Raw genomic sequence first — 21,694 nt, forward strand, 5'->3', positions numbered from 1 at the left:
ACGTGAGTAATATCCCGGAGACCGGTCGCACCCGCCGGGTGACGATCCGTCTGGTGGTCCTGCAGATCCTGGTGCTCTCGCTGCTCGCCACCCTCGGCGGACGGCTCTGGTACCTGCAGATCCGGACCGGCAGCCAGTACGTCGCCAAGTCCCAGGGCAACCACATCCGCGAGGTCGTCGAACCGGCGATCCGGGGCGAGATCCTGGACGCCTCGGGCCGGGTGCTGGCGGGCAACCAGACCAAGCTGGTCGTCTCGGTCAGCCGTACCTCGCTGCTGCAGCAGAAGGACCACGGCAAGGCCGTCCTGAGCAGGCTCGCCGACGTGCTCGGGGTGCCCGCGAAGGACGTCCAGGAGAAGGTCAGGCTCTGCGACGCCAAGACCCCGCAGCCGTGCTGGAACGGTTCGCCGTACCAGCCGATCCCGGTCACCCAGCAGGCCACCACGCAGCAGGCGATGCAGATAATGGAACGCCGCGAGGACTTCCCCGGCGTCACCGCGCAGCCCACCGCCGTCCGCCAGTACCCGTTGCCCGACGGCGCCAACGCCGCCCAGGTGCTCGGCTACCTCTCGCCGGTGACGGACGACGAGGTCTCCAAGTCCGCCGACAAGACCGGCCGGGACCGCCGCCTGCCCTCCGACCAGGTCGGCCGCGCGGGGCTCGAATCCGTCTACGACAACGACCTGCGCGGCACCACCGGGGTCGACAAGCTGGAGGTCGACAACCTCGGCCGCGTCATCGGCAGTGCCGGTGGCACCCCCGCGCAGCCCGGCAACAACCTGGTGACCAGCATCGACGCCCGGGTGCAGAAGTCCGTCGAGGACAACCTGCTGCAGGCGATGTCGGACGCCCGCAAGACGGTCGACACGGTGACCAACCAGCCCTTCGCGGCCGACTCGGGCGCGGCCCTGGTGATGGACGTCCACACCGGCCGGATCATCGCGATGGCCAGTGCCCCGACCTACGACCCCAACCTCTGGGTCGGCGGCATCTCCGCCAACGACTACCAGTCGCTGACCAACCAGGACTCCAACTACCCGCTGCTGAACCGGGCCATACAGGGTCAGTCCGCACCTGGCTCGACCTTCAAGGTGGTCTCCACCTCCGCCGCCGTCCAGGCCGGCTACTCGCTGGACGGGCACTACTCCTGCCCGCCGAGCATGACCATCGGCGGCCGCGAGTTCAAGAACTTCGAGGGCGAGAGCTTCGGCGACATCAGCCTGGAGAAGGCCCTCGAGATCTCCTGCGACACCGTCTTCTACGGTCTCGCGTACGACCAGTGGGTGCAGGACGGCGGCATCAAGCCCAAGGCCAACCCCGGCGACTGGTTCTTCAAGACCGCCCACCAGTTCGGCCTCGGCGCCAAGACCGGGATCGACCTGCCGGCCGAGGTGACCGGCCGGGTGCCCGACCGGCAGTGGAAGCAGTCGTTCTACGACAGCAACAAGGACGCCTGGTGCGCGCAGGCCGCGAAGGGCGGCCAGGCATACGCCGACCAGATCGCCCGCGAGAACTGCATCGACGGCTACCAGATGCGCGCCGGTGACGCCGTCAACTACGCCATCGGCCAGGGCGACACCCTGGTCACCCCGGTCCAGATGGCCCGGATCTACTCGGCGCTGGCCAACGGCGGCACGCTCTACCGCCCGACCATCGCCAAGGCCGTGGTGAGCCCGAGCGGACAACTCGTCCGGGACATCGCGCCGCACGTCGACGGCAAGCTGCCCGACGACGACAAGACCCTGCAGTACATCGACCAGGCCACCGCGGGCGTCATCACCAGCGGTACCGCCGCCTGGAAGTTCGCGGGCGCGGGCTGGCCGCAGGGCAAGATCGAGCTGCACGCCAAGACCGGCACCGCCGAGGTCTACGGCAAGCAGACCACCTCGTGGCTGACCACCTACAGCGCCGACTACGCCGTCGTGATGACGATCAGCCAGGGTGGCACCGGCTCCGGCGGTTCCGGTGACGCCGTCCGCCGGATCTACCAGGCGCTGTACGGCGTCGACGACAAGGGCAACGTGGACACCGGCAAGGCCCTGCTGCCCAAGCCGCAGACCGACCTGCCCAAGTTCAACCCCGACGGCACCGCCGTCCTCGCCCAGGCGACCTTCCTGGACCCGGTCCAGCCGGCCGGTACCTCCGGTGGCTACCTGGCCCTGCCCGCCGCCCTCGAACCCGCCCGCGTCAGCGGCAGTGTCAACGGAAGGGGCCGGGCATGACCTCCTACGGCTCGTACCGGCCCGTCCGGCTCTCCCCGCAGCGCGGCTCGGTCGCCCGGGCGCTGGCCAAGGACTCCCCGCTGCGACGGCTCGACTGGATCATGATCCTGGCCGCGCTGGCGCTCTCCCTCGGCAGCTCGCTGCTGGTCTGGTCGGCCACCCGGGGACGCGACTCACTGACCCACGGCGACCCGCAGTACTTCCTCTACCGGCACCTCACCAACCTGCTGATCGGGCTGGTGCTCTGCGCAGTCACGGTGCTGATAGGAGTACGCCGGGTGCGCACCGCCGTGCCCGTCCTCTACCTGGCCGTACTGGTGATACTGGTCACCGCGCTCAGCCCGCTCGGGTCGCGCGTCAACGGCGCGCACTCCTGGATCCAGTTCGGCGGCGGCTTCTCGCTCCAGCCGGCCGAGTTCGCCAAGCTCGCGATCGTGCTCGGGATGGCCGTGGTGCTCTCCGCCCGGGTCGACGCGGGCGAGCGGGAGATGCCCGGCGACAAGAGCGTCTTCCAGGCCCTGGTGATCGCCGCGATCCCGATGGGCACCGTGATGCTGATGCCCGACCTCGGCTCGGTGATGGTGATGGCCGTCACCATCATGGGCATCCTGCTGGCCTCCGGCGCCCCCAACCGCTGGGTCTTCGGCCTGCTGGTCGCCGGCTCCGGCGGCGCGGCGGCGATCTGGCAGCTCGGCGTGCTCAGCAAGTACCAGATCGACCGCTTCGCCGCCTTCGCCAACCCCGCCCTCGACCCGGCGGGTGTGGGCTACAACACCGCCCAGGCCCGGATCGCGATCGGCTCCGGCGGGCTGACCGGCATGGGCCTGTTCCACGGCACCCAGACCACCGGCCAGTTCGTCCCCGAGCAGCAGACCGACTTCGTCTTCACCGTCGCGGGCGAGGAACTCGGCTTCCTCGGCGGCATCACCCTGATCCTGCTGCTCGGCGTGGTGCTCTGGCGCGCCTGCCGGATCGCCCGGCAGGCCACCGACCTGTACGGGACGGTGCTGGCCGGCGGGGTGATCGCCTGGTTCGCCTTCCAGGCCTTCGAGAACATCGGCATGACGCTCGGCATCATGCCGGTCGCGGGCATCCCGCTGCCGTTCGTCTCCTACGGCGGGTCCTCGATGTTCGCGGTCTGGATCGCGGTGGGGCTGTTGCAGTCGGTGCGCTCGCAGCGACCGATAGGAACCTGAGCACTTCCGGCCCTCGGCTACTCTTGAGGGTCACCCTTTTCACGTCGTTAGGTTCCCAGTCACATGACAGTCGAATCGGTCTTCCCACGCCTGGAGGCCCTCCTCCCGCACGTCCAGAAGCCGATCCAGTACGTCGGCGGCGAGCTCAACTCGACCGTCAAGGACTGGGACGCCTGCGACGTCCGTTGGGCGCTGATGTACCCGGACGCCTACGAGGTCGGGCTCCCCAACCAGGGCGTCATGATCCTGTACGAGGTGCTCAACGAGCGCGAGGGCGTGCTCGCCGAGCGCACCTACAGCGTCTGGCCGGACCTCGAAGCGCTGATGCGCGAGCACGGCGTGCCGCAGTTCACGGTGGACGCGCACCGCCCGGTCAAGGCGTTCGACGTGTTCGGGCTCTCCTTCTCCACCGAGCTCGGCTACACCAACATGCTCACCGCCCTGGACCTCGCGGGCATCCCGCTGGAGTCCAAGGACCGCACCATCGACGACCCGATCGTGCTCGCGGGCGGCCACGCCGCCTTCAACCCCGAGCCGATCGCGGACTTCATCGACTGCGCGGTGATCGGCGACGGCGAGCAGGCCGTGCTCGACATCACCGAGATCATCCGCGCCTGGAAGGCCGAGGGCCGGCCCGGCGGCCGTGACGAGGTGCTGCTGCGCCTCGCCAAGACCGGCGGTGTGTACGTCCCGCGCTTCTACGACGTCGAGTACCTGGCCGACGGCCGGATCGCCCGCGTCGTGCCGAACGCCCCGGGCGTGCCGTGGCGGGTCTCCAAGCACACCGTCATGGACCTGGACGAGTGGCCCTACCCCAAGCAGCCGCTGGTCCCGCTCGCCGAGACGGTGCACGAGCGGATGTCCGTCGAGATCTTCCGAGGCTGCACCCGTGGGTGCCGCTTCTGCCAGGCCGGCATGATCACGCGTCCCGTACGGGAGCGAAGCATCACCGGCATCGGCGAGATGGTCGAGCGCGGTCTCAAGGCGACCGGCTTCGAGGAGGTCGGCCTGCTCTCGCTGTCGAGCGCGGACCACACCGAGATCGGCGAGATCGCCAAGGGCCTGGCCGACCGCTACACCGAGGACAAGATCGGCCTCTCCCTCCCGTCCACCCGCGTGGACGCCTTCAACATCGACCTCGCCAACGAGCTGACCCGCAACGGCCGCCGCTCGGGCCTCACCTTCGCCCCCGAGGGGGGCAGTGAGCGCATCCGCAAGGTGATCAACAAGATGGTGTCGGAGGAGGACCTGATCCGCACCGTCGCCGCCGCGTACGGCAACGGCTGGCGCCAGGTGAAGCTGTACTTCATGGTCGGCCTCCCGACGGAGACCGACGAGGACGTGCTGCAGATCGCCGAGATGGCGAAGAACGTCATCCAGAAGGGCCGCGAGGTCACCGGCCAGAACGACATCCGCTGTACGGTGTCGATCGGCGGGTTCGTCCCCAAGCCGCACACTCCGTTCCAGTGGGCGCCGCAGCTCTCCGCCGAGGCCACCGACGCCCGCCTCGGCAAGCTGCGCGACGCGATCCGCCAGGACCGCAAATACGGCAAGAACATCGGTTTCCGCTACCACGACGGCAAGCCCGGCATCGTAGAGGGCCTGCTCTCCCGTGGCGACCGCCGTACCGGCAAGATCATCCGGGCGGCCTACGAGGACGGCGGCCGCTTCGACGGCTGGCGCGAGCACTTCTCCTACGACCGCTGGATGTCCGCCGCCGAGAAGGGCCTGGCCGGCACCGGCATCGACGTCGAGTGGTACACCACCCGCGAGCGCACCTACGAGGAGGTCCTCCCCTGGGACCACCTCGACAGCGGCCTCGACAAGGACTGGCTCTGGGAGGACTGGCAGGACGCGCTCGAAGAGGTCGAGGTCGAGGACTGCCGCTGGACGCCTTGCTTCGACTGTGGCGTGTGCCCCCAGATGCAGACCGAGATCCAGATCGGCCCGACCGGCGTCAAGCTGCTGCCGCTGACGGTCGTCAAGTAGCCCGATAGATCGAACGTCCCCGGTTGGCCATGCCCGACCGGGGACGTTCGTGCTCTTCGTGGTGGCCGGGCTGCGGATCACGGGCTGACGGTGCTGCACTACGATCGCGACTTCGAGACGATCGCGAAGCACGCCGAGCTGAAGGCCCGTTGGCTGATGGAGCCGGGTTCGATCGACTGACGGGTATTCACGGGGGAACGTGTGACTGGTGAGCGGGAGCCCGCAGGGTGCCTGACCGGGGTGGTGCGGGCGGTCGCGTTGGTGGTCGTGGTGCCGGTGCGGTTCGTGTGGGAGTTGCTGGCTGTCGTGCTGCGGCCGGTCGGGGTGCTGGTGGACTGGGTCGGGCGGATGGTCGGCCTGGTGCTGTACGGGGTGTTCGTGTGGCCGTTGGTGATGCTGGGGCGGTATGTGCTCGGGCCGATCGGTCGGGTGCTGGTGGTCGCGCCGCTGCGGTGGCTGTACCGGGTGGTGCTCGCGCCGGTCGGTCGGGCGGTGCTGATCGCTGCCGAGTGGCTGTTCGGGTACCTGGTGGTCGTCCCAGTGCGTGCGCTGTACCGGTACGTGCTGGCGCCGGTCGGGCGGGCGGCGGCTTGGCTGGGGCGGTACCTGCTGGTGATCCCCTCGGTGTGGATCTGGCGTACGGCGCTGTTCCCCGTGCTGCGCGAGATCGGCCGGGCGATCGTCTGGGCCTGGTGTCTCGGCCGGCGGGTCTGGCGCTTCGTGGTGGTGCGGCCGTGCCGGTGGGTGCGGCGTGAGGTGTGGTGGCTGGTGAAGGCGGAGGCCGGGCGGGTGCTGCGGGAAGTCCGGCGGGCGCTGCTCGGGTGACACCCCCCGAGCCGAAGAGTGCGCCGGTGCCGAAAGGGACGACCGACTAGCGACGAAGGAGCGCCGGAGGGTGGCCCCCTCCTGCCCGATGCCGGGCAAGGAGGGCGAGCGTCGGCACCGGGTCAAAGTGCTCGGAGGCGAGAGGGTGAGTCGCAGCGCGTACCCTTGTCCTGACAGAGTCCGGCCAGAGCCACTACGCGCCGACCGGACGGGGACACCTTTAACTAAGGACTGAGCGACTCTGGCACGCCGCACGCCCGACGGTCCGCCGCCTGCGCCGACGGTGCAGCGCATCCGTCTCCGCTACACCAAGCGTGGCCGTCTGCGCTTCACCAGTCACCGTGACTTCCAGCGGGCCTTCGAGCGCGCGCTGCGCCGCTCGGCCGTCCCGATGGCCTACTCGGCGGGATTCACCCCGCACCCCAAGGTCTCGTACGCCAACGCCGCCCCGACCGGGGTGGCCAGCGAGGCCGAGTACCTGGAGATCGGCCTCGCCGAGTTCCGCGACCCGGAGGCGCTGCGCGCGCAGCTCGACGAGTCGATGCCGATCGGTCTGGACATCACCGACGCCGTCGAGGTCCGGACACCGAACTTCGTCGAGCGTCTGGAGGCCTCGGAGTGGCAGGTCCGCCTGGACTCCGTCGAGCCTGCTGACGCCGCCCGCGCGGTGGCCGCGTTTCTCGCCGCCGAGCAGGTGGAGGTGCAGCGCCAGACCAAGAACGGCCTGCGGGTCTTCGACGCGCGCGGTGCTGTGGCGGCTCTCGAACTCCTCCCGTCGCAGGTCGGCGATGGTAACGACACCGGCACGGAAGGTGCCGCCGATGTTCGTTCGGGCAATCCCTGTGCGATACTGCGGCTGGTAGTACGACACGTCACACCCGCCGTACGACCCGACGACGTTTTGTCCGGTCTCCGTGCAACGGCCGACCTGGCGCCGCCGGTCCCCGCTGAGGTGACCAGGCTGGCGCAGGGGCCGCTCGACGAGGAGTCCGGCACGGTGACCGACCCGCTGGCGCTCGACCGCGCCGCGGCCCCGGCAGGCCTCTAGCGGCCGCAGGGCTGCGCGCACCTGCGTCCGCCTAGCGGGAGGCGAGCGGGGCTCGGAGCGAACTCCGGGCCTCGGCTCGCCAGGCCCCCGCGGCTCCCCAGGGGAGCGAGCGCCGTCGAACGCAGGCCAGCCCCCTTGTGGCCCGTCGACCCGGATGGTCGGTGGCCCGAGGAACCCCTCCGGCAGCCATCCGGTTCGGGGTCGGCCCGGCTTTGAAAACTTAGAAGAACTGGTTCAGCACCAGAAGACTTTCGACACCCCGCACCGTGCGGGGCGCCGAGCGAGACTACGAGCCCCTGTGCGGCCTCGCGTCCGCACGGCGACACCGTGGAAGTCGGCCCGCGAATTCTCGCGTCCGACCGGAACACAGGTGCCGCGCCGTGCCCGGATGCGGAGCCCGGGGGCCTGACGGGAGATCCACCCGCATGCTCGAGAACACCGAACCGCAGCAGGCTGCGGCAGGGACCGCCACCACCGATACCGACGGAGCCGCACCGCCGCGCCGTCGTCGCCGGGCGGTCTCCCGCCCGGCCGGTACGCCGCAGGGCGCTGCCGCCGAGGCAGCGGAGACCGTGGTGCCGGCCGAGGCCCAGCCCACCGAGAAGAAGACCCCCGCGACCGCTGTCGAGGCGCCGGCCGAGCCGGCCGCCGAGAAGCCGGTCCGCGCTCGCCGTACCCGTAAGCGCGCCGAGTCCCCGGCCGGTACGCCGGAGGCCACCGAGGTCGTCGTGACGGCCCCCGTGACCCCCGCCGCTCCCGTGGAGCCTGTCGAGGCGCCGGCCGAGCCGGCCGCCGAGAAGCCGGTCCGGGCCCGCCGTACCCGTAAGCGCGCCGAGTCCCCGGCGGGTGCGCCGGAGCCCGCCGAGGCCCCCGCCGCCGAGGCTCCGGCCGCTCCGGCCGAGCCCGTCGCCCCCGTCGCGGAGGAGGCGCCCGCTCGCCGGACCCGCCGCTCGCGCCGCGTGGTCGAGCCCGCCCCCGTCGTGGTCGAGGAGACCCCGGAGGAGGAGCCCGAGGCCGCCGTCGAGGCGCCGCAGCCCGAGGTCGCCCCCGCGCCGCCGGTCGCCGCCGCACCGGTCGCTGAGGACGCTCCGGCGCCCCGCGCCCGCCGCCGTGCGGTCCGTCCGTCCACCGCTATCTTCCAGGCCCCGGTCTTCCAGGAGCCGGCGCCGTTCACGGCACCCGCCGCCCCGGCCGCCGCCGCTCCGCAGGCCGCCCCGGCCGTGCAGGCGCCGTCCACCGCCCGGACGGCTCCCGCCGCCAAGGCTGCCCCGGCCGTCGCGCCGGTCGCCGAGGCCGCGCCCGAGGACGAGTTCGAGTACAGCGGCGTCGGCCGTCGCCGTCGCACCGGCCGTCAGCCGGTCCGGGTGCAGCCGCAGAACCGCGCCGAGGCCGCTGCCGCGAAGGAGCCGGCCAAGCGCTCGCGCCGGGCCACCGCCCCGCAGACCGCCGCAGCACAGCCGGTCTCCCCGCAGGCCGCCCAGCCCGCCGCCGTCGTCGCGCCGGTGGCGCCGCCGGTCACCGCCCCTCCGGTCGCCGAGCCGGTGGCCGCCGAGGAGCCCACCGCCGCCGTCACCACCGGCCCCGAGGCCGAGGGCGACTGGGAGGACGACCGTCCTTCGCGCCGCCGTCGCCGGGGTGGCCGTCGCCGCCGTCGCGGTGAGGCCGAGGAGTTCGAGGCCGAGGCGCCTGTCGAGGCCGAGCAGGTCGTCGAGGAGCCCGTGGAGGAGTCCGCAGACGAGGACGACGAGGACGACCTGGCTGGTGGCCTGGCGTCGTCGCGCCGCCGTCGCCGTCGCCGTCGTCGCAGCGGTGAGGCCGGTGGCGTCGAGGTGGCCGCCGAGACCACCGAGGACGGCGTCCGTACGGTCGTCAAGGTCCGCGAGCCGCGCCGCCGCTCCACCGAGCCGTCCTTCGACCCGGACGAGGTGCAGTCCATCAAGGGCTCGACCCGTCTGGAGGCGAAGAAGCAGCGCCGCCGCGAGGGCCGTGAGCTGGGTCGCCGCCGGGTGCCGATCATCACCGAGGCCGAGTTCCTGGCCCGCCGTGAGTCGGTCGAGCGCGTGATGGTCGTCCGCCAGAACGGCGAGCGCACCCAGATCGGCGTCCTGGAGGACGGCGTGCTCGTCGAGCACTACGTCAACAAGGAGCAGGCCACCTCGTACGTCGGCAACGTCTACCTGGGCAAGGTCCAGAACGTGCTGCCGTCGATGGAGGCCGCCTTCGTCGACATCGGCAAGGGCCGCAACGCGGTGCTCTACGCCGGTGAGGTCAACTTCGGTGCGCTGGGCGGCCACGGCGGCCCGCGCCGGATCGAGTCGGTGCTGAAGTCCGGCCAGTCCGTGCTGGTCCAGGTCTCCAAGGACCCGATCGGCCACAAGGGCGCCCGCCTGACCAGCCAGATCTCGCTGCCCGGCCGCTACCTGGTCTACGTGCCCGAGGGCTCGATGACCGGCATCAGCCGCAAGCTGCCCGAGAACGAGCGCGCCCGCCTGAAGCAGATCCTCAAGAAGATCGTCCCCGAGGACGCGGGCGTCATCGTGCGCACCGCCGCCGAGGGCGCGAGCGAGGACGAGCTGACGCGTGACGTGCAGCGCCTGCAGCAGCAGTGGGAAGAGATCCAGAAGAAGGCCACCACCGGCAACGCCCCGGCGCTGCTCTACGGCGAGCCGGACATGACCGTCCGGGTCGTCCGCGACATCTTCAACGAGGACTTCACCAAGGTCATCGTCTCCGGCACCGAGGCGTGGAACACCATCCACGAGTACGTCGGCGGCGTGGCCCCCGACCTGGCCGAGCGCCTGCAGCGCTGGACCTCCGACGTGGACGTGTTCGCCACGTACCGCATCGACGAGCAGCTGATGAAGGCGCTGGACCGCAAGGTCTGGCTGCCGAGCGGCGGTTCGCTGGTCATCGACCGGACCGAGGCGATGGTCGTGGTCGACGTCAACACCGGCAAGTTCGTCGGCCAGGGCGGCAACCTCGAGGAGACCGTCACCCGGAACAACATCGAGGCGGCCGAGGAGATCGTGCGCCAGCTGCGGCTGCGCGACCTCGGCGGCATCATCGTGATCGACTTCATCGACATGGTGCTGGAGTCCAACCGGGATCTGGTGCTGCGCCGTCTGCTGGAGTGCCTGGGCCGGGACCGGACCAAGCACCAGGTGGCCGAGGTCACCTCGTTGGGCCTGGTGCAGATGACCCGTAAGCGGGTCGGCCAGGGCCTGCTGGAGTCCTTCTCCGAGAGCTGCGTGCACTGCAACGGCCGTGGCGTGATCGTGCACATGGAGCAGCCGACCGCCCCCGGTGGCGGGGGTGGCTCGGTGGGCACCTCGGGCGAGCAGATCTCGGGCGGCAAGCGCCGTCGCCGGGGCAAGGGTGGTGCCGGTGGCGAGGAGCCGCAGGCCGCCCAGCCGGTCGATGAGCTGGACGAGCACGAGGAGCACGACGAACACGAGGAGCACGAGGAGTTCGAGATCATCTCGAACGGCGAGCAGCTCCAGATCGTCATCACCGAGCCCGAGCCGGTTGCGGAACCAGTGGCCGAGCCGGAGGCGGCTCCGGTCGCCGAGGCCGCGCCCGGGGCGCAGCCCGCGCCGGTCGAGACGGTGGCCGCACCGGCCGCCGGTGGCCGGGTCCGCCGCCGCGCGGTGCGCAAGGCGACCGCCCCCGCCGGTTCGCCCGGCGAGGCCGAGATCGTGGTGCTGCAGGCCCGTGCCGAGGCTGCCGTCGCGGCGGCCCTGGCGGCCGCCGGCGAGCGCAACGCTGCCGAGCCCGTGGTCGAGACCGAGCCGGAGGCCGAGGCGCCCGCGCCGAAGAAGCGGGCTCCGCGCAAGGCCGCCGCCAAGAAGACCGCCGCTACCGCCGCCAAGACCACGGCAGCGGCCAAGAAGACCACCGCCCGCAAGCCCGCCACCAAGCGGACGAGCGCGGCGGCCAAGAAGGCCGCGGCCGCCGAGGGTGATTCGGCGGCTGAGTAAGCCCATCACCCGGGGCGGGCAGCCGCCCGCCCCGGGTACGTACGGGCCGGTTTGCCCCCGAGGCGGCTGTTCCGTATTCTTGACCTCTGGCGTGTCTACGCCATGCTCCCGAGCACATCACCTCCTGGTTCAGGCCTCACGGCCGAGGCTGGGGGAGGCCGCTGTGTCCGTACCCAGCGGCTGGCATCGAGAGTTCCGACCGAGCAAGGAAAGCAGGTACCGCATGTACGCGATCGTTCGCGCCGGCGGCCGCCAGCACAAGGTCGCCGTTGGCGACGTGCTGGAGATCGACCGTGTTGACGTCAAGCCGGGTGACTCGGTGGAGCTCTCGACCATCCTGGTCGTCGACGGCGAAGCCGTCACCTCCGACCCGTGGGTCCTCGCCGGTGTGAAGGTTCACGCCGAGGTCGTCGACCACACCAAGGGTGAGAAGATCGTCATCCTTCGTTACAAGAACAAGACCGGCTACCGTCGTCGCCAGGGCCACCGCCAGCGTCACACCGCCGTCCGCATCACCAGCATCGACTCCGCGAAGTAAGTAAGGGGATAGCGAGATGGCACACAAGAAGGGCGCAAGCTCTACCCGCAACGGCCGTGACTCGAACGCCCAGCGCCTCGGCGTGAAGCGCTTCGGCGGCCAGGTCGTCAGCGCCGGCGAGATTCTCGTCCGCCAGCGTGGCACCCACTTCCACCCGGGTGCTGATGTCGGCCGTGGCGGCGACGACACCCTGTTCGCGCTGAAGGCCGGCGCGGTCCAGTTCGGCACGCACCGTGGCCGTCGGGTCGTCAACATCGTGGCCGTCGAGGCCTGATCTTCCTGACGCCGCATCAGCGGCAACGGCGAGATTCTGGGAGGGTGGGCCGGAACCCCTGTTCTATTCGGGGGGCCGGTCCGCCCTTCCTGCTTTACCCCGGGGCGGTTTGTCAGCCCTGACCCCATTTCTTCGCTCTGGAGGCACATCCAATGACCACCTTCGTGGACCGCGTCGAGCTGCACGTCGCCGCGGGTAACGGGGGCCATGGCTGCGCCTCCGTGCACCGGGAGAAGTTCAAGCCGCTCGGCGGTCCCGACGGCGGCAACGGTGGTGAGGGTGGCAGCGTCATCCTCCTCGTCGACGCCCAGGTGACCACCCTGCTCGAGTACCACCACTCGCCCAAGCGCAAGGCCACCAACGGCAAGCCGGGCGCGGGCGGTCACCGTACCGGCTCCACCGGCGGCGACCTGATCCTGCCCGTGCCGGACGGCACCGTCGTCATGGACCGGCAGGGCAACGTGCTGGCCGACCTGGTCGGCCACGGCACCAGCTTCATCGCCGCCGCCGGCGGCCGTGGCGGCCTGGGCAACTCGGCGCTCGCGTCGTCCCGCCGCAAGGCCCCCGGCTTCGCGCTGCTCGGCGAGCCGGGCGAGGCCCGCGACATCGTGATGGAGCTCAAGTCCGTCGCCGACGTCGCGCTGGTCGGTTACCCGAGCGCGGGCAAGTCCTCGCTGATCTCGGTCCTTTCGGCCGCCAAGCCGAAGATCGCGGACTACCCCTTCACCACCCTGATCCCCAACCTCGGCGTGGTCACCGCCGGCGACACCATCTACACCATCGCCGACGTCCCCGGCCTGATCCCGGGCGCCAGCCAGGGCAAGGGCCTCGGCCTGGAGTTCCTGCGCCACGTCGAGCGCTGCACCGTCCTCGTCCACGTGCTGGACTGCGCGACCCTGGAGCCGGGCCGTGACCCGCTCACCGACCTCGAGACCATCGAGGACGAGCTGTCGCAGTACGGCGGCCTGGACGACCGTCCGCGGATCGTCGCCCTCAACAAGGTGGACGTGCCGGACGGCCAGGACCTGGCCGACATCACCCGCGCCTCCCTGGAGGAGGCCGGCTACCGGGTCTTCGAGGTCTCTGCGGCCTCCCGTTCCGGTCTGCGCGAGCTGAACTACGCGATGGCGCAGATCGTCGCCGAGGCCCGCGCCGCCAAGCCGATCGAGGAGGCGACCCGGATCGTCCTGCGGCCCACGGCCGTCGACGACGCCGGCTTCACCGTCACCGAGGAGGACGGCGCGTTCCGCGTGCGCGGCCTCAAGCCCGAGCGCTGGGTCCGCCAGACCGACTTCTCCAACGACGAGGCCGTCGGCTACCTCGCCGACCGGCTCAACCGGCTCGGTGTCGAGGACACGCTCTGGAAGATCGGGGCGAAGGAGGGCGACACCGTCATCATCGGTGCGGAGGAGAACGCGGTCGTCTTCGACTGGGAGCCGACGATGGCCGCCGGTGCCGAGATGCTCGGCCGCCGTGGCGAGGACCACCGCCTGGAGACCCACCGCCCGGCCGTCGACCGCCGCCGGGACAAGGAGAAGGGGCGCGACGCGGCCGAGACCGAGTACCTCGCGTTCGAGGCCATGTCGAGCGGCCGCCAGGCCGTCGAGATCGACGAAGAGGACTAAGAGTCCACCGGTAGGCATCTGATCAGCCACAACGGGGGCGCGAGGCCCTGCTCGACGAACCGCGTCGAGCAGGGCCTCGCGCCCCTCGGTGGTTCCGGTTGCGCGGGCGTCCAGTCGCCGAGCGCCCCGCACGTGACCTGGTCGGATCGCGTACATTACGGTCCGGCGGGCCCGCCCCTGGCACCAGCGGAGGACACTGATGACCGATCGGACACTGCGTCAGGAGGTCCTGATCGCACGGCGGATCGTCGTCAAGGTCGGTTCCTCCTCGCTCACCACCGCCGCCGGCGGGCTGGACGCGGACCGGGTGGACGCGCTGGTGGACGCCCTCGCCAAGGCCCGGACCAGGCCGGACGCCCCGGAGATCGTGCTGGTCTCGTCCGGTGCGATCGCCGCCGGGCTGGCGCCGCTCGGCCTGGAGAAGCGCCCGCCGGACCTCGCCCGCCAGCAGGCGGCCGCGAGCGTCGGCCAGGGCCTGCTGGTGGCCCGTTACACGGCCTCCTTCGCCCGGTACGGCGTACGGGTCGGCCAGGTGCTGCTGACGGCCGAGGACGCCAGCCGCCGGGCCCACTACCGCAACGCCTACCGCACCCTCGACCAGCTGCTGGCGATGGGCGCGATGCCGATCGTCAACGAGAACGACACCGTCGCCACCGCTGAGATCAGGTTCGGCGACAACGACCGGCTGGCGGCGCTGGTGGCGCACCTGGTCCGGGCGGACCTGCTGATCCTGCTCTCCGACGTGGACGGCCTCTACGACGGCGATCCGAGCAAGCCCGGCACCAGCCGGATCGCCGAGGTGCGCGGCGCGCACGACCTCGAGGGCCTCGAGATCGGCAGCACGGGCAAGGCGGGCGTCGGCACCGGCGGCATGGTCACCAAGGTCGAGGCGGCCCGGATCGCCACCGGCGCGGGCATCCCGGTGGTGCTCACCGCCGCCAGCCAGGCCGCCGACGCGCTGGCGGGCCGGCCGACCGGCACGCTCTTCCTGCGGACCGGCAGCCGGTCCGCCGACCGGCTGCTCTGGCTGGAGCACGCCAGCAGCCCCCGGGGCGCCCTCCAGCTGGACCCGGGAGCGGTCGAGGCGGTGGTCTCGGGCCGGAAGTCGCTGCTGCCCGCCGGGGTCACCCGGGTCGACGGGGACTTCGCCGCAGGCGATCCGGTGGACCTTCTTGGCGAAAACGGCCACATCGTGGCCCGTGGACTGGTCAACTTTGATGCGAGGGAGTTGCCCCGTCTGCTCGGCCGGTCCACCCGAGACCTGGCCCAGGAGTTCGGTGCCGCGTACGAGCGCGAGGTCATCCACCGCGACGACCTGGTCGTCCTGCGGGGCTGACGCGCGGCCCCGAGGGGTCCGCCCTCGGGGGTGGGGCCGAGCTGCGGCCGACCCCGGACACGACGTCGCCGAACAGGAGGCAGCCGGTGGGACGCAGGCGCCAGGGAGCGCTGCCCGGGCAGCCGCCCCAGCGGAGGCTTACCAGCATCGCGGGCGGGCGTGACGAGGGCGGCCCGGTAGAGGGGCAGCCGGACGCGGTAAGGGAGTTGAACCACGCCACGGCGGGCGTGGAGGCGGACCAGGCCCGGCTCTGGCACGTGGTGCTCAGCGTCGCGGGGAAGGTCACGCCGCTGGCCGAGCTGCGCGCCGGGTTGGAGCGTCTGGCGCACGACCACTCGTTCTTCCTGACGGCCCGTTATGCCGCCGACCATGCCGAGATCCGCTACTGGGAGCAGGCCCGCGACCTGCACGACGCGGCGGCGATAGCCCTGCGGCTCTGGGGCGAGCACAAGGTGACGGCGAACTTACCGCCGTGGGAGATCGTCGGCCTCGAGGTGGTGGACCGCCCGACGTACCACAAGCGGGTCGCCGAGGGCTTCAGTGATCCACCGCCGAGGCTGGGTGGCGTGGAGCCGTACTGAGTCGACCACGGCCAGGGGCGCGCGCCCCCAGCGGCCACCGCGATCTCACCGGGTGACATGCGAGCCGTGGGTGAGCGGCGAAGTCGCTACCCTTTCCGGCATGACCAGCAACCAGGCCACCACCGAGAGCCCCGTCCTCGCCGTCGCGCGCCGTGCCCGTGAGGCGGCCGCCGAGCTCGCCCCACTGCCGCGCAGGGTGAAGGACGCGGCGCTGCTGGCGATCGCCGACGCGCTGGTCGCCCGGAGCGCGGAGATCACGGCCGCCAACGCCGAGGACGTGGAGCGGGCCCGCGCGGCCGGCACCGCCGAGTCGGTGATCGACCGGCTCACCCTCACCGAGGAGCGGGTCGCGGCGATCGCCTCCGACGTCCGGGACGTGGCGGGCCTGCCCGACCCGGTCGGCGAGGTGCTGCGCGGCTACACGCTGCCCAACGGGCTGGACGTACGCCAGGTCCGGGTGCCGCTCGGCGTGGTCGGCATCATCTACGAGGCGCGCCCCAACGTCACCGTCGACGCCGCCGCGCTCTGCCTGAAGTCCGGGAACGCCGTACTGCTGCGCGGCTCGGCCTCCGCGTACCGCTCCAACACCGCGCTGATCGCCGTGCTGCGGGACGCGGTGGCCGGGGCGTGCTTGCCCGCCGACGTGATCCAGCTCGTCCCCGGTGAGAGCCGCGACTCGGTGCAGGAGCTGATGCGCGCCCGCGGCCTGGTCGACGTGCTGATCCCGCGCGGTGGGGCCTCGCTGATCCGTACGGTCGTCGAAGGTTCGACCGTCCCGGTGATCGAAACCGGCACCGGCAACTGCCACGTCTACGTGGACGCCCACACCGACCTGGCGATGGCCGTCGGCATCCTGCTCAACTCCAAGGCCCAGCGGGTCAGCGTCTGCAACTCCGCCGAGACCCTGCTCGTCCACCAGGACGTCGCCGAGGAGTTCCTGCCGCTCGCGCTGGCCGCGCTGGCCGGGGCCGGGGTCACCGTGCACGGCGACGAGGCCGTCCTGAAGGCCGCCGAGGGCACCGGCGCCACCGTCGTCCCCGCCACCGAGCAGGACTGGGAGACGGAGTACCTCTCGTACGACCTCGCGGCCGCCGTGGTCCCGTCGCTGGACGCGGCCGTCGCGCACATCCGCCGCTGGTCCTCCGGGCACACCGAGGCGATCGTGACCACCTCGCAGGCCGCCGCCCGCCGGTTCACCCAGTTGGTCGATGCCGCCACCGTGGCCGTCAACGCGTCCACCCGGTTCACCGACGGGGGTGAGTTCGGCTTCGGCGCCGAGATCGGCATCTCGACCCAGAAGCTGCACGCCCGTGGCCCGATGGGCCTGCCGGAGCTGACCTCCAGCAAGTACATCGTCACCGGCGACGGCCACGTCCGGGACGAGGCGACGCAGACCGTCGGCTCCTGACCGGTCGGTCACGGAGCGACCGGCAAATGGTGGGAGCCACAGACAAAACGCCCGCCCGGTAATACGCTGAATCCCGTGGCTGAGGATGTGGGGGGCTTGCCGTACTCCGACGGCGCCGACCACGGTGATGCGGACGACGAGTTCGCCACCGTGGTTTTCGACGAGGCTTTCGTCCGGTCTGCGGCCGTGCACGAGCCGAGCGCCGGCGAGCGACAGCTCGCCGCCGCCGAGGCCAGATTCGAGCCGGACACCTCCGCGCTCGCCCGGAGCTACGACGTGTCCGGGGCGGACGGGCTGCCGCTGGAGCTGCGCCCGCACCCAAGCGGCTTCGACGACGACCGCCTGTACTCCGACCCGTGGTCCGGCGGGCACCGCCCCGGCCGGGCCTGGCGGCGCTCCCGCTGGGGGCGTGCGGCCCGGTACGAGGCCGTCCGGCGGGGGAGCGGCCGCCGGGTCGCGCACCAGCGCTGGCACCGGCCGGTCGCCCTGGTGCTGGCCGTGGTGATGGGCGTCAGCCTGGTCGCGGTGGCCGTCGCGGCGATCTACCGGGGCGTCGGCGGCGGAGCCACCGAGTCGCCGCGCAGGCCGGAGACCGGAGCCAGCAGCACCGGCGCCCAGGTGAGCCCGTCGGCCTCTCCGATGGTGCTGCTGCCCGGGTGACGGAGTGACGTGAGGGCCTAGGCCCTGTCTGACAATTCCCGCCGGGCGCACGGCGCGCCCCCAGCCTTCGGCCGGGAGGTACCCCCAGCCATCCCGCCTGGACGCACCGGCGGATCAGCCACGTACGACCGAGTACGAGGCCGATCCGCCGGCACGCCCAGGCGGGCGCCCAACGCCGCGCGCTGATCCGACGGGAATTGTCAGACAGGGCCTAGTGGGACGCGACGGGCCGCCGGTCTGCGGAAGTTGTGCCGGGACTCTCGTAGCGGCCGTACCCCCGCCTTACTCTGGTGGTATGGGTGACCCGCGTGAGCCTCCGGAGGGGACGCCCGACGGTGCCGGAAACGACGACGAGTACGGGGCCGTCGTCTTCGACGAGTCGTTCGTCCGTGCGGCCCGGATCCAGGAACTGTCGGCCCGCGAGCGGCTCGGCGGCCAGTACACCAGGGCTGTCCGCCCCCGGATCTTCTTCGGGCCGCTCGGTACGCTGCCCCGGCAGGCCGTGGTACTGCTGCTGCTCGTCGCGATGGCGTTCGCGGCCGCCGTGTACTTCGGGGTGAGTTCACCGCGCCGGCTGAGCGCCCAGCCCACCGGGAACCAACTGACCGTCAGCCTGGTCGCCCTCGCCCCGAGTTCGCCCGTCACCGCCGTCCCGGACACCAAGAACCCCTTCGCCCGGCTGCCCGCCGGCTACGCCGACGGTGCCGCCGGTCTGGGCGTTCCGGCGGCCTCGGCGACGGCCCACTTCACCAAGCCTGAGGTGGCGAAGGCCCTGAACACCGCCCAGCAGTTCCTGGTGGCCTCCGCGCTCACCCCGGCCGAGCTGGTGCAGGGCGAGACGAGCGTGGTGCGCACCCTGATCACTCCCGGTGAGCAGGCGCAGTACGACCAGAGCATCGCCGACCCGCGCGACGACCAGCACCACGCCGCCACCGGCTGGCTGGTGCGCTTCGACCCCGGTCAGGTCGCGCTCGCGGCCGGCAACGTCAAGGTCGCCGGGTCCATGCAGGTCACCGAGGCGGACAGCGGCACGCTGGAGATCACCACCGACCACACCTTCGTCTACGCGCTACGGCCCGCCGGGACGGACGGCTCCGCCCCGGTCGACCTGTTCTCCGTCCGCCGGGAACTGCGCTTCGAATTCGACCGCACCGATCTCGGCGCCGGTCGGGCCCGCCTGGTCGACTCCGTCGTGCAGGCGGGCCCGACGGCCTGTGGCAGCCGGCAGGCGGACTACCTCCAGCCGGTCCTCGCCGCCCCCGCCCCGGTGCCGCCGGCCTCACCGGCGCCCGCCGTCAGCCCCGGCGACCACTCCCGCCCGGCCTGGCAACTCTGCGGCACGCTCGGCTCGATCACCGGGTAACTCGATCACCGGGTAGGCAGGCCGGCGGTCAGCTGTTGTCGTCGCCCGGGGTGCGGCCGCTGCCCGCGAAGGTGTCGCGGAGCTTGCCGCCCACGTTGCCGACACCGCCCGCGACATCGCGGAGCAGGCCCATCAGCGGGTCCTTGCTCTCCTTGACGGACTTCGAGTACGAGTCGGCGGCGGCCTTCCACTGCTCACCGACCGAGGTGTCGGGGTCGTCGGCGCGACGCGGGTAGGCCCCGGCCAGGATCGAGCGGTACTCCTCGCTCTCCGCCCACTTCTTCAGCTTGGCCACCCGGACCACCGCGAAGGGGTGGGTCTGCGGCAGCACCTGGAGCAGCTTCAGTACGCCGTCACGCAGGTCACCGGCCTTGTCGTACTCCTCGGCCTGCTCCAGGAAGGCGTCCACGTTCATCTCGGCCAGGTTGTGACCGCCCGCGAGCTTCATCAGCCCGCGCATCGACGCCTGCAGGTCCTGGCCGGCCAGCAGCCCGGCGCGGTCGCAGGAGAGTTCGGCCTTGCGGAACCACTCCTTGAGCGCGGTGATCACGGCGGTGATGGCCAGGCTCCCGAGCGGGATCCAGGCGATCCGGCCCGCGATGTTGGTGAGGATCAGCAGCATCGTCCGGTACACCGCGTGCCCGGACATCGCGTGGCCGACCTCGTGGCCGATCACCGCCCGCAGCTCCTCCTCGTCGAGCAGGTCGACCAGACCGCTGGTCACCACGATGATCGGGGTGTCCATGCCGATGCACATCGCGTTGACCGTCGGGTCCTGCGTCACGTAGAGCTCGGGGACCTTCTTCAGGTCGAGTACGTACGCCGCGTCGCGGACCATCGCGTGCAGCTCCGGGAACTGCCGCTCCGAGGTCCGCACCGCCGTGGCCAGGAACATCAGCCGCACGCTGCGCTCGGAGACCAGCCCGGCCAGCTTGCGCAGGATCTCGTCGAAGCCCGACAGCTTGCGCAGGGCGACCAGCGCGGAGCGGTCGGCGGGGTGTTCCCAGGCCCGGGTGGAGATCCCGGGGAACTGCTGGCGGCGACGGCTCGGGCTGTTCTTCTTCGTCGTGTCGGTCATGGTCTGAGTGCCTCCTGGTCGACGGCGGCTCCGGCTCAGGCCGGCCCCCGGTGCTGTATCGCTACAACGACATCGCTACAACGACTGTCCGTGCGTACTCGTCCCCGCCGGACACCGTACGCCCGGGGGTGCTGTCCGGTGTCCGGTACGCCCCGGTCTACGCTGGCTCCACCGGACAGACAGCGCCAGACCGAGGAGTCCCACCGATGTCCACCCACACCCTTGTCAACCTGGCTGCGCCGATCTCCAGCGGTCCTGGTCCCGGTCTGTTCCTGCGAATCATCGTGATCTCGTCGATCGTCGGCGTCTGCCTGCTCGGCTGGATCCTGGTCCGGGCCGGCCGCGACAACTGACGGCGCCCGCTCCCGGGTTCTCTACGCCGGGTCAGACGCGGTGGGCCGCCGCGCGGTTGCGGTGGCCTCACCCGTACGATGAGCCCGCGAGCCTCACGGCCCGCGTCCTGGTCCCTCACCCGAGCCGAGAAGGTCCCGCCGACCATGAGCCATCACGTCCTGCCCGCCCTGTCCTCGATCGCCGAGGGCGGCAACCACGAGAGCCTGAACCCGTTCCTGACCGGCGGCTCCGCGCTCTTCATCCTGCTGCTGCTGCTCTACGTGACCACGCGCTTCAACCGCGACCGCTGAGCCGCACCCGGGCCGACCGGCCCGGCCAGGAGCGCTCGGCCTGCCTTTCCCTGCCGTAATGGACGTCGCGTAAGGTATCGCGGCATGGGACAGCAGGCCGAGACCCCCGGCGCACCGGTGAAGAAGAAGCGCCTCGGCGTGATGGGCGGCACGTTCGACCCGATCCATCACGGGCACCTGGTTGCCGCGAGCGAGGTGGCGAGCGCGTTCCACCTCGATGAGGTGATCTTCGTGCCGACCGGGCAGCCGTGGCAGAAGAGCCACCTGGAGGTCACCCCCGCCGAGGACCGCTACCTGATGACGGTCATCGCCACCGCCGAGAACCCGCAGTTCTCGGTGAGCCGGATCGACATCGACCGTCAGGGCCAGACCTACACCGTGGACACGCTGCGCGACCTGCACGCCCTCCACCCGGACGCCGACCTGTTCTTCATCACCGGCGCGGACGCCCTCTCCCAGATCCTCACCTGGCGCGACTCCGAGGAACTCTTCTCGCTCGCCCACTTCATCGGTTGCACCCGCCCCGGGCACGTCCTCTCGGACGCGGGCCTTCCGGCGGGCGGGGTCTCGCTGATAGAGGTACCCGCACTGGCCATCTCCTCCACGGACTGCCGGATGCGTGTCGCCAAGGGCGAGCCCGTCTGGTACCTCGTCCCGGACGGCGTGGTCCGTTACATCCACAAGCGGGCGCTCTACGCGCCGGCCCAGCCCTGATCCCGGGAGGGACGGCGTGACCGGAACGGCAGACCACAGCGGACCGGACGGCGAGGGCTACCGCCCGCAGCAGTACCCGTACCAGCCGCAGCAGCCCGGCTACGAGCAGCAGCAGTACGCGCAGCAGTACGACCATCCCCCAGCCTCCGGCTGGGGGGACCCCCATGGGCAGCCGCAGGGCCAGTACCAGGACCCGTACCAGCAGCCGGTCTACGA

18 protein-coding genes and 1 pseudogene are annotated in these 21,694 nt (G+C 71.5%); 18 read left to right on the top strand and 1 reads right to left on the bottom strand.

Annotation, left to right across the window (positions count from 1 at the left end):
* Positions 1-2 precede the first annotated feature (2 nt).
* The 14 genes from mrdA (at position 3) to P3T29_RS21795 (ending at position 19,042) form a co-directional block, all read left to right on the top strand.
* Positions 3-2,222 (top strand): penicillin-binding protein 2, encoded by a 2,220-nt coding sequence (gene mrdA / locus P3T29_RS21730; protein WP_280718225.1) that lies wholly within the window; start codon positions 3-5, stop codon positions 2,220-2,222.
* Positions 2,219-3,418: a rod shape-determining protein RodA gene (rodA, locus tag P3T29_RS21735; protein ID WP_280718226.1), complete on the top strand. Its 1,200-nt coding sequence runs from the start codon at positions 2,219-2,221 to the stop codon at positions 3,416-3,418. Before mrdA ends, rodA begins: the two co-directional genes overlap by 4 nt.
* Positions 3,419-3,481: 63 nt before the next feature.
* A complete protein-coding gene (locus P3T29_RS21740; protein WP_280718227.1) occupies positions 3,482-5,407 on the top strand; it encodes a TIGR03960 family B12-binding radical SAM protein in 1,926 nt (641 codons plus the stop codon).
* Positions 5,408-5,608: 201 nt separating this feature from the next.
* Positions 5,609-6,232 (top strand): hypothetical protein, encoded by a 624-nt coding sequence (locus P3T29_RS21745; protein ID WP_280718228.1) that lies wholly within the window; start codon positions 5,609-5,611, stop codon positions 6,230-6,232.
* A 283-nt stretch (positions 6,233-6,515) separates the two neighbouring features.
* Positions 6,516-7,280, top strand: a complete 765-nt coding sequence (locus tag P3T29_RS21750; RefSeq protein ID WP_280718229.1) for a TIGR03936 family radical SAM-associated protein — start codon at positions 6,516-6,518, stop codon at positions 7,278-7,280.
* Between the two features lie 425 nt (positions 7,281-7,705).
* Positions 7,706-11,257, top strand: coding sequence for an Rne/Rng family ribonuclease (locus P3T29_RS21755; RefSeq protein WP_280718230.1), 3,552 nt, complete (start codon positions 7,706-7,708; stop codon positions 11,255-11,257).
* A gap of 223 nt (positions 11,258-11,480) precedes the next feature.
* The gene (gene rplU / locus P3T29_RS21760; RefSeq protein ID WP_280718231.1) at positions 11,481-11,795 is read left to right on the top strand and encodes a 50S ribosomal protein L21; all 315 of its coding nucleotides are present in this window, start codon (positions 11,481-11,483) and stop codon (positions 11,793-11,795) included.
* Positions 11,796-11,811: 16 nt separating this feature from the next.
* A complete protein-coding gene (gene rpmA / locus P3T29_RS21765) occupies positions 11,812-12,069 on the top strand; it encodes a 50S ribosomal protein L27 (RefSeq protein ID WP_280718232.1) in 258 nt (85 codons plus the stop codon).
* A gap of 152 nt (positions 12,070-12,221) precedes the next feature.
* Positions 12,222-13,694 (top strand): GTPase ObgE, encoded by a 1,473-nt coding sequence (gene obgE / locus P3T29_RS21770; RefSeq protein ID WP_280718233.1) that lies wholly within the window; start codon positions 12,222-12,224, stop codon positions 13,692-13,694.
* A gap of 199 nt (positions 13,695-13,893) precedes the next feature.
* Positions 13,894-15,030 (top strand): glutamate 5-kinase, encoded by a 1,137-nt coding sequence (proB, locus tag P3T29_RS21775; protein ID WP_280718234.1) that lies wholly within the window; start codon positions 13,894-13,896, stop codon positions 15,028-15,030.
* A gap of 86 nt (positions 15,031-15,116) precedes the next feature.
* Positions 15,117-15,611, top strand: coding sequence for a hypothetical protein (locus P3T29_RS21780; protein WP_280718236.1), 495 nt, complete (start codon positions 15,117-15,119; stop codon positions 15,609-15,611).
* 100 nt (positions 15,612-15,711) lie between these two features.
* Positions 15,712-17,019 (top strand): glutamate-5-semialdehyde dehydrogenase, encoded by a 1,308-nt coding sequence (locus tag P3T29_RS21785; RefSeq protein WP_280718237.1) that lies wholly within the window; start codon positions 15,712-15,714, stop codon positions 17,017-17,019.
* Positions 17,020-17,094: 75 nt separating this feature from the next.
* A complete protein-coding gene (locus tag P3T29_RS21790) occupies positions 17,095-17,679 on the top strand; it encodes a hypothetical protein (RefSeq protein WP_280718238.1) in 585 nt (194 codons plus the stop codon).
* 295 nt (positions 17,680-17,974) lie between these two features.
* On the top strand, positions 17,975-19,042 hold the full coding sequence (locus P3T29_RS21795; protein ID WP_280718239.1) for a hypothetical protein: 1,068 nt from the start codon (positions 17,975-17,977) through the stop codon (positions 19,040-19,042).
* Between the two features lie 28 nt (positions 19,043-19,070).
* Here P3T29_RS21795 and P3T29_RS21800 read toward each other — a convergent pair whose 3' ends face one another.
* Positions 19,071-20,120 carry a M48 family metallopeptidase gene (locus P3T29_RS21800; RefSeq protein ID WP_280718240.1) on the bottom strand — a complete coding sequence of 350 codons (1,050 nt, stop codon included), beginning with the start codon at positions 20,118-20,120 and terminating at the stop codon, positions 19,071-19,073.
* 206 nt (positions 20,121-20,326) lie between these two features.
* Here P3T29_RS21800 and P3T29_RS21805 point away from each other — a divergent pair, with 206 nt between their 5' ends.
* From P3T29_RS21805 to P3T29_RS21820, 4 genes and pseudogenes are all read left to right on the top strand, one after another.
* Positions 20,327-20,473 (top strand): hypothetical protein, encoded by a 147-nt coding sequence (locus P3T29_RS21805; protein ID WP_280718241.1) that lies wholly within the window; start codon positions 20,327-20,329, stop codon positions 20,471-20,473.
* A 144-nt stretch (positions 20,474-20,617) separates the two neighbouring features.
* Positions 20,618-20,764: a hypothetical protein gene (locus P3T29_RS21810; RefSeq protein ID WP_280718242.1), complete on the top strand. Its 147-nt coding sequence runs from the start codon at positions 20,618-20,620 to the stop codon at positions 20,762-20,764.
* A gap of 84 nt (positions 20,765-20,848) precedes the next feature.
* Positions 20,849-21,478 carry a nicotinate-nucleotide adenylyltransferase gene (gene nadD / locus P3T29_RS21815; RefSeq protein WP_280718243.1) on the top strand — a complete coding sequence of 210 codons (630 nt, stop codon included), beginning with the start codon at positions 20,849-20,851 and terminating at the stop codon, positions 21,476-21,478.
* Between the two features lie 16 nt (positions 21,479-21,494).
* Positions 21,495-21,694, top strand: a pseudogene (locus tag P3T29_RS21820) (hypothetical protein); the annotation flags it as partial.

Origin of the sequence: Kitasatospora sp. MAP5-34, assembly GCF_029894335.1 — a bacterium.
Classification (GTDB): domain Bacteria; phylum Actinomycetota; class Actinomycetes; order Streptomycetales; family Streptomycetaceae; genus Kitasatospora.